This is a genomic window from Enterovibrio nigricans DSM 22720, from assembly GCF_900167155.1.
GTDB lineage: Bacteria > Pseudomonadota > Gammaproteobacteria > Enterobacterales > Vibrionaceae > Enterovibrio > Enterovibrio nigricans.
In genome coordinates, this window is the sequence record NZ_FUXU01000108.1 from 1 (window position 1) to 10,016 (window position 10,016).

The 10,016-nt window shown below is 46.8% G+C and carries 11 protein-coding genes and 1 pseudogene; 8 read left to right on the forward strand and 4 right to left on the reverse strand.

The window, feature by feature from the left end; all coding sequences use genetic code 11:
• Nucleotides 1-173: pseudogene (locus tag B5D35_RS21075) on the reverse strand (IS6 family transposase); the annotation flags it as partial.
• A gap of 80 nt (nt 174-253) precedes the next feature.
• Between B5D35_RS21075 and B5D35_RS21080 the strand changes: the two are divergent.
• From B5D35_RS21080 to B5D35_RS21090, 3 genes are all read left to right on the forward strand, one after another.
• Complete coding sequence (locus tag B5D35_RS21080) at nt 254-448, forward strand: hypothetical protein (RefSeq protein ID WP_244556691.1); 195 nt, start codon at nt 254-256, stop codon at nt 446-448.
• A gap of 197 nt (nt 449-645) precedes the next feature.
• Nucleotides 646-1,095, forward strand: a complete 450-nt coding sequence (locus B5D35_RS21085) for an L-alanine exporter AlaE (protein ID WP_078754452.1) — start codon at nt 646-648, stop codon at nt 1,093-1,095.
• 160 nt (nt 1,096-1,255) lie between these two features.
• Nucleotides 1,256-1,675: a GNAT family N-acetyltransferase gene (locus tag B5D35_RS21090; protein ID WP_170915240.1), complete on the forward strand. Its 420-nt coding sequence runs from the start codon at nt 1,256-1,258 to the stop codon at nt 1,673-1,675.
• A 131-nt stretch (nt 1,676-1,806) separates the two neighbouring features.
• Here the strand turns inward: B5D35_RS21090 and B5D35_RS21095 are convergent, their stop codons facing one another.
• The gene (locus B5D35_RS21095) at nt 1,807-4,653 is read right to left on the reverse strand and encodes a M66 family metalloprotease (protein WP_078754453.1); all 2,847 of its coding nucleotides are present in this window, start codon (nt 4,651-4,653) and stop codon (nt 1,807-1,809) included.
• A gap of 400 nt (nt 4,654-5,053) precedes the next feature.
• On the opposite strand from B5D35_RS21095, the gene B5D35_RS21100 reads away from it, so the two are divergent.
• Entirely contained in the window at nt 5,054-5,533 is a 480-nt protein-coding gene (locus tag B5D35_RS21100; RefSeq protein WP_078754454.1) for a GNAT family N-acetyltransferase, read from the forward strand.
• 94 nt (nt 5,534-5,627) lie between these two features.
• Here B5D35_RS21100 and B5D35_RS21105 read toward each other — a convergent pair whose 3' ends face one another.
• Both B5D35_RS21105 and B5D35_RS21110 read right to left on the reverse strand, forming a co-directional pair.
• On the reverse strand, nt 5,628-5,981 hold the full coding sequence (locus B5D35_RS21105; RefSeq protein WP_078754455.1) for a VOC family protein: 354 nt from the start codon (nt 5,979-5,981) through the stop codon (nt 5,628-5,630).
• A 282-nt stretch (nt 5,982-6,263) separates the two neighbouring features.
• A complete protein-coding gene (locus B5D35_RS21110; RefSeq protein WP_078754456.1) occupies nt 6,264-6,776 on the reverse strand; it encodes a GNAT family N-acetyltransferase in 513 nt (170 codons plus the stop codon).
• 281 nt (nt 6,777-7,057) lie between these two features.
• On the opposite strand from B5D35_RS21110, the gene B5D35_RS21115 reads away from it, so the two are divergent.
• From B5D35_RS21115 to B5D35_RS21130, 4 genes are read left to right on the forward strand one after another with little or no spacing between them, the layout of a single operon-like run.
• Nucleotides 7,058-7,597: a PepSY domain-containing protein gene (locus B5D35_RS21115; protein WP_078754457.1), complete on the forward strand. Its 540-nt coding sequence runs from the start codon at nt 7,058-7,060 to the stop codon at nt 7,595-7,597.
• A 54-nt stretch (nt 7,598-7,651) separates the two neighbouring features.
• The gene (locus B5D35_RS21120) at nt 7,652-7,912 is read left to right on the forward strand and encodes a hypothetical protein (RefSeq protein ID WP_078754458.1); all 261 of its coding nucleotides are present in this window, start codon (nt 7,652-7,654) and stop codon (nt 7,910-7,912) included.
• A 40-nt stretch (nt 7,913-7,952) separates the two neighbouring features.
• A complete protein-coding gene (locus B5D35_RS21125) occupies nt 7,953-8,648 on the forward strand; it encodes a response regulator transcription factor (RefSeq protein ID WP_078754459.1) in 696 nt (231 codons plus the stop codon).
• 50 nt (nt 8,649-8,698) lie between these two features.
• Nucleotides 8,699-9,862: a sensor histidine kinase gene (locus tag B5D35_RS21130; protein WP_101210570.1), complete on the forward strand. Its 1,164-nt coding sequence runs from the start codon at nt 8,699-8,701 to the stop codon at nt 9,860-9,862.
• Nucleotides 9,863-10,016 lie beyond the last annotated feature (154 nt).

Consider the following 10,016-nt stretch of genomic DNA (forward strand, 5'->3'; position numbering starts at 1 on the left):
ATCTCAGGGGCGTATTTCTGCACCCAACGATAGAGAGTGGTGTGGTCGACATCGACACCTCGTTCCTCAAGCATTTCAGCCAGTTCGCGGTAACTCACCCCATACTTGCAGTACCAACGGACGGCCCAGAGGATAACCAGGCCAGAAAAGTGACACCCTTTGAAATCAGTCATGCTTAATAAACGACGAGGAAGGTGACACTAGATTGCCTGAAACTTAAAACTTTGCAACGGAGCCGAATCTACCCAAAATCATGCTGAAAATTGACCAACAGCAGGATCTCCTGCGTGAAAAGATAGATTCACTCTATCTCGAAAACCTCCAACTGGCCGAATCTCAGCGAGAGATAAACGGGAACATCTCGGCTTATCGAAATCTCGCCCTCTTCTTGCAGGTACTGGGCTTGGCTCTCATCATGGCAAGGGATCTTTCTAGACGGCAGGATTGAACAACATTACTGCAAAATATGCCTCAAAATTAAATAGTTAAAGATGCCATAAAAACAATATTTAAACGGGATAAAATTCTGTTTCATTTGTTTAAAATGGTGCCTAACGCTACCGACCTTCTGTTTTAATACTTGAATATTTTAGTCCTTCTTTTAAGGGCTGTTTTTACTTTTTTTATGCGATTTTGGGGAGAAAAATGAAAGGCGCTGATCGCGTTCGTAGTGTTGTGGCTGATATGTTCGCCATGGTTGTGTTTAGTTTTGTTACTGGCATGTTGATTGAGATTTTTGTGTCAGGCATGTCTTTTGAGCAATCTTTAGCGTCTCGTTTGCTGTCAATCCCGGTGAATATTTTGATTGCCTGGCCCTACGGTGTATTTCGAGACAATGTTTTACGCTTCGCTACTCGCCAGTTCCCATTTCGTATGACCAAGCGCGTGGCTGATTTCTTTGCCTATGTGGTTTTCCAATCACCCGTGTATGCAGCGATTCTGTTTACCGTTGGCGCTGAGCCAAACCAGATCCTGACAGCGGTTGCGAGTAATGCCTTGGTTTCCGGTATACTGGGCATCGTGTATGGCGTATTTCTGGAAAAATGCCGTCGCTTTTTTAAAGTACAACTGGTGGCAATGCCTGTTGGCGGGTAAGCGGATACTCTGCACGATAATGGTAAAGTACATGATGGAGCTGCCCTAGGGTGGCTCTTTTCGTATCAGCGCTTTACTCCTTGATAAGGGAAGTGGTACTACTGCTTTACCCCGCGAGTCATCGCAAACTTGGACCAGCATATTTACGAGGCGTTTTTCTTTGATTTCGTTCCAGCCCACCTCTGACTTACAGCGTTCTGCCGAATTGACGTTTAACAACATGCGCCCCTACTACGCGCACTATGCGGTTGATTGGGAACAGTCCAAAATACTGGAGCAGATTTCAGGGTTGGAGAACTGGGATATCTTGTACCAAGGTGTACCTGTTGGTGCGGTGAGGATAGCAATGGAAAACGACGACTGTTATTTGCGCGATCTCCAAGTGGGTACGGCTTTTCAAAACAAAGGGATTGGTGCTCAAGCCCTAATAGAAGCTGCGCGTATTGCCACAGAGCACGGTGCTAAACATGTAAAGCTTCGTGTATTTAAGATCAGCCCTGCTTTTCACCTTTACACGCGAGAAGGCTTCTCGGTCGTCAAAGAGGATGACCGATTCTACTACATGGTCAAAGAGATATAAGGCTCAGGGGAGAGCCTCATTCTGCAGGATATTTCGAGTTTGGCATTGAATTTTGAATGCGGACAGATAGAAAAAAGAGAAACCACTTTGGTTTCTCTTTTTGGTTTTCGTGCTAATTCGCTCAGTTCATATTAATGATTGTGTTCACCGTTTGCGTGGTCACACTGTTGCGGGGCGTACTCTGTCGTTTGAACGCGGACATTTGGCTGTGAAAACGTGTTGAATGTAGCCACTTTCAGCGTGTCTTCACCTTGTACTGTGTAAACAGGGGCAAGCGTTGGTTGGCTGATAGCTTTAGCATCCAGCACTGAAGCATCACAGATTACCGATGCGCGGACAGGGTTATCAGAGCGTGCCACGTTAACGTGGAACTTGTTCATGTTGTCTGCGTTGCGGCGGTTGTTCTTCAGTGCATACTTCAGCACCGCGCCATTCGCTGTTTCGACCTCAAGCGCACAACTGTTGGCAGACAGTGTCGCAGCATCATCAGGATAGACGTAACCATATGAACCGTGCAGTGCAGGGAAGATATAGCTGTCTAAGGTGTTTTGAGGGTCGTAATAACCGACTAAGGTCGTCACAGGCACGCCAAACGCGTCAGGTTTGCGTTCTTTCGTCGCATTATATTCGCCATCTTTTACCCATGTTTGGCCATCCGACACATACAGCAAACGGCTGCCGTTAGGCACGGTGATCTGCTCACCGTTGATGTCTAAGTAAGAGTGGTAACCTGCATCTGACTTAAAGGTGAAGATTTTCCCTTTGTTAGATGCAGAGGCGACTGGCACAGATATGTCACGCGCCCAATGCCCGTTCCACGTTGATAAATCAACCTTATCAAAGTTGTTCAGCAAGCCTGCGATATAGTCAGCATTGGCATTCCAAGGATCAACCGATGTGGTCTCCAATGTGTCGATGCTGTGTGTATATTCGACCATGCTTTCCGTCGTCTCATCCCACTTGCGGAAGCCAGTTGAAGAGGTCTCATCAAACACGGCTTTACTTTCAAGATTTTTTTGGATGAAGTGCATCGCGTAAGGTGTGTACAGTGTAAAGCGTTGTGCATCGTACATTGCCCAGCCACCAGCCATTGAGTCATAGCCAAAGCGGAACATATTATTGAATGCGGGTACACATAGATCATCATGGCAACTTTCACCACCGCTGTTTTGAGGCGCGAAATTCGGAATGAAGACGTCTTTCGACGAATCCCAGCCCCATGTTGAATTTGTCATATGAGCGGGTTTATGCACGGAGCCTTCGAAGCCGCCAGGGTAGTGACCCAAACCATAGTTGTGGCCGACTTCGTGGCTGAACTCGTTGCCGATTGAGCTATCGAGTGTCACCATCCCTGCGCCACCTGAACCACCGTGGGTTTGTACACCGTTGCTATAAACACCGCGCGTGTTGTGTGCGGTTAGTTGTGCTGCCAAATACGGATTTTCGCTTTCGCCGACACCAGTGGTGGTGTGAATACCGTAGTTAGCGTTGTTAATGCCGATTGAGATCAGCTCTTTGCCGATTCGCTGACGCATCGTACCGCCATGCCAACCGCCTTCACTCGGATCGTGGTCTGTTAACAAGGTGCCATCTGGCAACATAACTTCGGTTAAGTGCACGGGCTCATACTCGCTTACCACCATTTTGCTCAGCGGTGCGGTTTCAAAGTACTCGCGCTGCGCCTCTTTGTCGTATTGGAAATGGAAACCTTGACGAGGTTCGACAAGCATACCTACATCAATGGTATGCATGAGAAGTTCTGTCGGGGCACCGACTTTTACATTGTCGAGAGAGCCCGTATTGCCTTGGTTTTCAAACGAGAAGTTGACACCCGGCTTCACCCACTCTTTCGGTAATTCTGCAGACCAGAATCCATCACCGTAGCCGATCTTGTTAAAAATCAGGTCGTCTTCAAGTACCCAAGTGCCTTTTACGTTTTTAAAGACGGTGGTGGTGCCATTAACAATGGTTTTTTTACGCTCTTGGTAATACGACACGACAGAGTTGTAGCCTGCACTGGACGTAAACGCGAAGGTTTTGCCATCAAGCGCTGGGTTGTTTTGTTCAAGGACGATGTCGCGAAGCCAATGGCCATTCCATGTTTTTAGTTCCACTACATCGTTTACAGCCAATGCAGCAGCAACGGCTTCGCTGGAAACGTCACGAACCGCGAACGCATTCTCTGGGTTAAACGTGAAATCGATAGCAGTATTTTGGATTTCTGGGATCGCTAGAACGTTCTTGGCAAGCTGGCTTGGGTGAAGCATATCCAGCGTCCCCAAAAGTTTACCGGCGCGATCGGTAACTGAAACTTGTACGGCGGTATAGTCTGTCGGTGCATGTTCAGGTTTAAACATGACCTTGGTTGTACGGTTCGCGACCAGATGTGAGCGTGTATCCTGCGCATCTGGGCTTGCTGGCACGATATGCGCCTGAGCGAACAATACCGCGCCGCGTAGGTTACCAACGAGATCATTATTGAGCGAATTGGTGTTGAAGAATATCGATGCGTTTTGTGTCAGGTCAGTACATTCACGGGTATCGAGATGCGTTGTTTGCGGACGCTCCCAAATATAGTTTCCGTCGTTATCTTTTGAACCACGTGCAGCCGCATATAATCCGAACGTACATTTTTCGGCGGTAAAGAATCCCATCGGATAAATATCAAAACCGCCGTCATACCAATATTTTTCCCACTCTGCAGGGATGAATTCGAAAACGGTTTCAAATTCAGAGTCGAAATCGAACAAATCAAACTTCACATTGCCATCGTAATTGATTCGTAAGTTTTTACCTCTGTAAGAAAGGTACTTTTGCTCACCGTCAGTGACAACATTCACTGGGTCTTTTGCAAGCTCCGCTAGCTCGGCCATTCTAGCAACGATCTTTGCTGTAGATGCTTCAAAACTAGCGGTTTCCGCATGTACATTGGTGGTTAAAACTGACGCAATTGCGAGTCCTATCAGTGTTTTTTTCATATTGGCTCTCTTTGTTTTTATTATTCGCGTTATTCACGCAAGCGATTAGAAATTGCTTTCGGAAATATTTTATAGGCCGCTAGGAATGTTGGGTTATTGATAAAAATATTATTTGAGAGGTTAATTCCATTGATAAGTAATTTTTTTGTGTGGCTTTGAATAAGGTTGGCGATTTAGCTTTCTGCGGGCTAGGAGGCTTTTTAAAGTGCTAATATTTAAAACGTTTATTTCTGATTGCCTTTGAAGCTAGTCTTGAGTGATAAAAAGGCAAAGTGAGGGAAAAGTGAACATGCTGTTATTTTGCATTGAGTGTGGCAGATAAAATGCGGTATTTAACCTATCGTTGCTGGTGAAAAGCTGGCAGCCTGTTTATTTATTAATCACGACAGGGCTTGGGTTTATGGTCAGTATAGAAAAATACAGCAAAGCTAGGGAGCCTGCGGCGGACGCATTGCGTGTGCACCCTGATCAGATAGTGTTTACAGCAAGTAATATCATCGAGCTTGTTGCGAACTTGAGTGTCGAAGAGCATCCGTACCTAATCATCGAGGATCAAACGGTGGTGGGTTTCTTCATATTGGATTTAGATTACTCAACGCGTGTTGACTTTACGGACAGCTTTACCCTAGGTGTAAGGGCGCTGTTAGTCGATTTGCGTTACCAAGGACGAGGAATCGCAACGAAAGCTATCCGTCTGCTGTCTGCTTATGTACAAGAATACTACCCACAGTTTGATAATGTTCAATTGACGGTGAACTGCAGAAACAAGGCAGCTTATGATTGCTACCTAAAGTGTGGTTTTGAAGACACAGGCACACTTTATTTAGGTGGTCCAGTGGGGCCGCAGCACGTGATGAAGTTTCAACTTGGCACTCACTGACCGAGCCCGAGTACCTGTTGCTCGAAAATAAATACTGTCATAAAACGTACAAAGGGTGCCAATGGCCCCCCTTTGTTGTTATTCCGTGATGGCCTTATTTATCTGACCAGACTGCGAACTCATTGCCGCTAGGCTCTCTGAAGTGAAAGCGTCGTCCGCCTGGGAAATTGAAAATTGGCTTTATAATTTCACCGCCAGTTTGGCGAATATTAGTTTCAGTCTGCTCTAGCCGCTCGCTATAAAATACGACCAATGCGCTGCCAGCTTCTGTGTCGGCATGTTTTTCTGAACGGAAAAAGCCGCCGTCTAAGCCTTCATTAGAAAAGGCTGTATAGTCTGGGCCGTAATCGGTGAACGTCCAGCCAAAGGCTTGAGCGAAGAATGATTTTGTTGCGAGCAGATTGGCTGCGGGAAATTCAACATAGTTGATTTTGCCGTGCTGATTCATTGGGGCACTCCAAAGGTCCGGCGCTGGCGGTTTGCCACGAAAGCGTGTTCTATCTTGCAGTGTGACGGCCGCTTGGCCTCTACGAATTAACTGTATCCAGCTTAGAGAAAATGTGGGTTTATCGCTGGGAGCCAAGACACTTTCTGAAAAAGCTGCAACTAAAATTAAACATTCTCGACGCCAAGAGGTGACACGGCACAGACTCTTTGAGCAATCATCGTATCGTTACACCAATATCTTGGATTAACCACAAATCATAGCCAGAAAGAGGCGGGCTTGCTCTCAACGTAATCGAAATTGGTAGGTTAAAAGGTCGAAATATCGGTGGTGAAGTAGCGTTCCGTTCTTTTCCTTACCTATACAGATGAAACCGGCGCGGCGCAGTACTTTCTGCGATCCTATATTCTGTGACGTCGTTTTCGCTATCACATGATCCACCGTGAGCTCGTGTCTGCACACATCAAGTAATGCAGTAACCGCTTTCGTTGCGATTCCTTTCCCTGTTTCCCTTTCACATACCCTATAACCAATCACAGCATGGTCGTCAAAAACCTCATTGATGTTTGCCCGCGCAATGATCTGCTTTTGTGCATTTTCGACAACGAACATAAGGTGGGTGTGAGGGCTTTGTGAATCCAGAGATTGACGTGTAGCGCGGGTCAGACCGGGTAAGTCAAAAAAGTGCGCCGGACGGGCTGGTATATGTTGCTCAAACCACGCCTTATTTCTGATTTCAAAATCAAGCAATGCTGGGCAATGGTCGAGTGAAAGAGGGGTAAGACTAAAAGAAGACATCGCTAACAATTGAGACGAACGAAGAGCTAGATTGTGACGGAAAATAGGGGGGGGCGCGGGAAGGTAGTAACGAAGGTTGTGAATAAAGTCACAAATCAGGGGTGACCTTTACAGTGTAAACCAATGAGATGCACCTACTTCATCAACGGACATACGTGCATAGATAAACCTTACAAAAATGTATAGTTCGGGAAAACTTCACGCAAATTCACGTGGGTAAAGTACATACATCGACAGGGAACAGACCTTGTCGGGTTCACACCCAATACGAGGAATTAATGATGAAAAAGTCTAACGTTTTTAAACCTGCTGCTGTGGCAATGATTTTCGGTATGACGGCGTTTACCGCTTATGCAGGTGACGCGCCAAACTCACTAAACCAAGATTCTGTGTCTCTGCTTCAGGCAGTAGAAATTGCGAAAAACAACACTAACGCAGTACCGATGGAAGCGGAAAGAGATGTTGAAATGGGCCAAGCAATCTATGAAATAGAGCTGATTGGCAAAAACGGTGAAGAAATCCATACCGTTGTTAACGCGACGACTGGCGAAGTGATTTTGACGCAACAACGCCGAGATCACGATGATGATGATCATGACGACCAAGTCGAAAACGCCCTGTGGTTGTCAGGTGTCACAAGCGGCCAATACCTTTCATTGGAAACGGCGGTTCAACAAGCGGAAGCCGAGTTAGGTGGCAAAGCGTGGAGTGTTGAAATGGATGATGACCACAACAGCATCACCTATGAAATTGAAATGCTGAACGCAAATGGCAAGCGCGTTGAAACAAAAATCGATGCTGTGAACCCGGCGAAGTCCTAATTCCTCTGATACGTTAAATACGGGTGCGCATTCGCACCCGTTGGAGAAAACATAATGACTGAATCAATGAAAACATCCCGTCTTTGGATGCGTGCCAAATCGGTAGCAAAGCAAGTACGTGAAAATGGTCTTGGCGCTATCGTCGGAGTGGTAACTTTCTCGCTGTTTTTCATGATGGGACTGGTTACACTAGGCGCATGTTTACTTGCAGGTGTTGCCGCCGTCATTATTGCCAAATGGCATGAGCATAAAGCAAAAAATGACGTCGCGAATCCGGCAAATAATGTGGAAAATGACCCCATTGTTGCGGCGTAATGCCGCAACAATGCGTAAACAATAATAAGAGAGAATCACAATGCGCGTATTACTGGTGGAAGATGATACTAGTCTCAGCAGCTTTGTAGAGAAGGGGCTACGTGAGGCAGGACATCAGGTTGAAGTCGCCGACAATGGCAAATACGCCCTCTATCTTTGCATGACAGAACAGTATGATGTCGCCGTGGTTGACCGCATGCTGCCGGGGCTGGATGGCTTGTCGCTGGTGAAAGCACTACGCGCTGCACAAATCAGCATTCCCATTTTATTTCTCACCTCATTAGGTGGCGTGGATGACCGTGTAGAAGGTCTTGAAGCGGGGGGCGATGACTATCTCACAAAGCCCTTTGCCTTTTCTGAGTTGTTAGCGCGTATTACCGCGTTATCGCGCCGCTCTGCGCTCAAATCTACCGAAACCAAACCCGAATTGGCTTATGGTGATGTCGTCCTCAATCTGTTTGAACACGCCGCATCCCGTCAGGGTGTCTCACTGGATTTGCAGCCAAAAGAATTTCGAATTTTGGAGCTGTTTTTGCGTCATCCCGGTCGCGTTATTACGCGAACGATGTTGCTTGAACATGTGTGGGACATTCACTTTGATCCTCAAACCAGCGTTGTAGAAACCCATATCAGTCGTTTGCGTAACAAGCTTGAAAAACCCTTTGGTGACACGCTGATCCAGACGGTGCGTGGCGCAGGTTATAAGCTCGAACGTAAAGAAGGTGGGGAAAAATGATGCGAAAGTCGTTTGAATCGACGCAAAAACGCATTCGTGCCACATTCTCAATGAGTGGTGCAATTAAGCGCATGCCCGCTTGGATGAAAAGTTCAGCTGCACAGCAGGGATTGATGTTTGGTGTGGTGCTGATTTTTGGTCTGATACTGATGGCGTCAGTGACGCTGTTGTATGTTGATTATGAGCTTGGCAATCAGAATCAGGAAATCGTCAAGGAATCCCGGGAACTCGTTAAAGGGCAGAACAAAAAGATAGATGATGACCCGATAGAAGATGATGAAATCATGGCGGTGCTGACCTCGGGTTTTGTGCTTTCGGGTGTGCTTGTGTCATTGCTCACGGGGGTCATTGTGACGGCGTTGAGTCGCCATAGCCAAAAACGTATTTCCCGTATCGAACACGTCTTGAATTCTGCTGCGGAGGGCGATCTTTCCGTCAGAACTGGCGAGCGACATACCTACAATGATCTTGCACGAATCTCAGTATCTGTTGACGAAATGCTCTCGCGGCTCGAAGGGTCTGTTGCCGCGATGAGCGATATTTCCGCCAATATCGCACACGAGCTTAAAACACCCATTACGCGCTTGCGTCATAACTTACTGACATTGCGCGATGAAGCAGAGTTAGCACCTCAACCGCATTCTGAGGCATTTCTAAGCGAACTGGATCATGCATTGGAAGATTCACAGCGGTTGGCTTCTATTTTTGATGCCTTGCTGCGCATTTCGCAAATCGAGTCTGGTGCCAGAAGGAGTCGATTTACCGAGATTGATTTGGCCAAAGTGGTTGATACTGTGGCCGAAATTTACATCGACGTTGCCGAAGACGCGAACATGACGTTAAAAGTCGATAACAGCGAAGTGCCACTCTTGCTTCAAGGTGATCGCGAATTACTCATACAGCAAGTCGCAAATTTAATCGAAAATGCCCTGCGTTATTGCCCTGAAGGGAGTGAAATCACATTAGGTTGTGGACGCGATGACAACGAGGTGTGGATTACCGTGGATGATAATGGTCCGGGTATTCCTGAAAGTGAAAAAGCCCGTGTGTTTGAACGCTTGTACCGCGTGGATAAAAGCCGAACGGACGGTGGTTTAGGGCTGGGCTTATCGTTGGCAAAAGCCGTCGCTGGTCTGCATCACGGGACGATTTCTTTACACGATCGCCACCCAGGTTTGGGTGTGAAAGTGACTCTGTACGCTGAACAAGAGTAAACGTTATCATTGAACATTATTAAAAACGGGCATGCGGTTTTGTGGGATGTGTTTTCAGGGGGTTGTTGCAAAAAATCCGTAGTGATCCAAAATCGTCTCATTTCTCCCTGGCGGATAACGGATAGATGGCCAACAACGAATTCAAATGGAAACA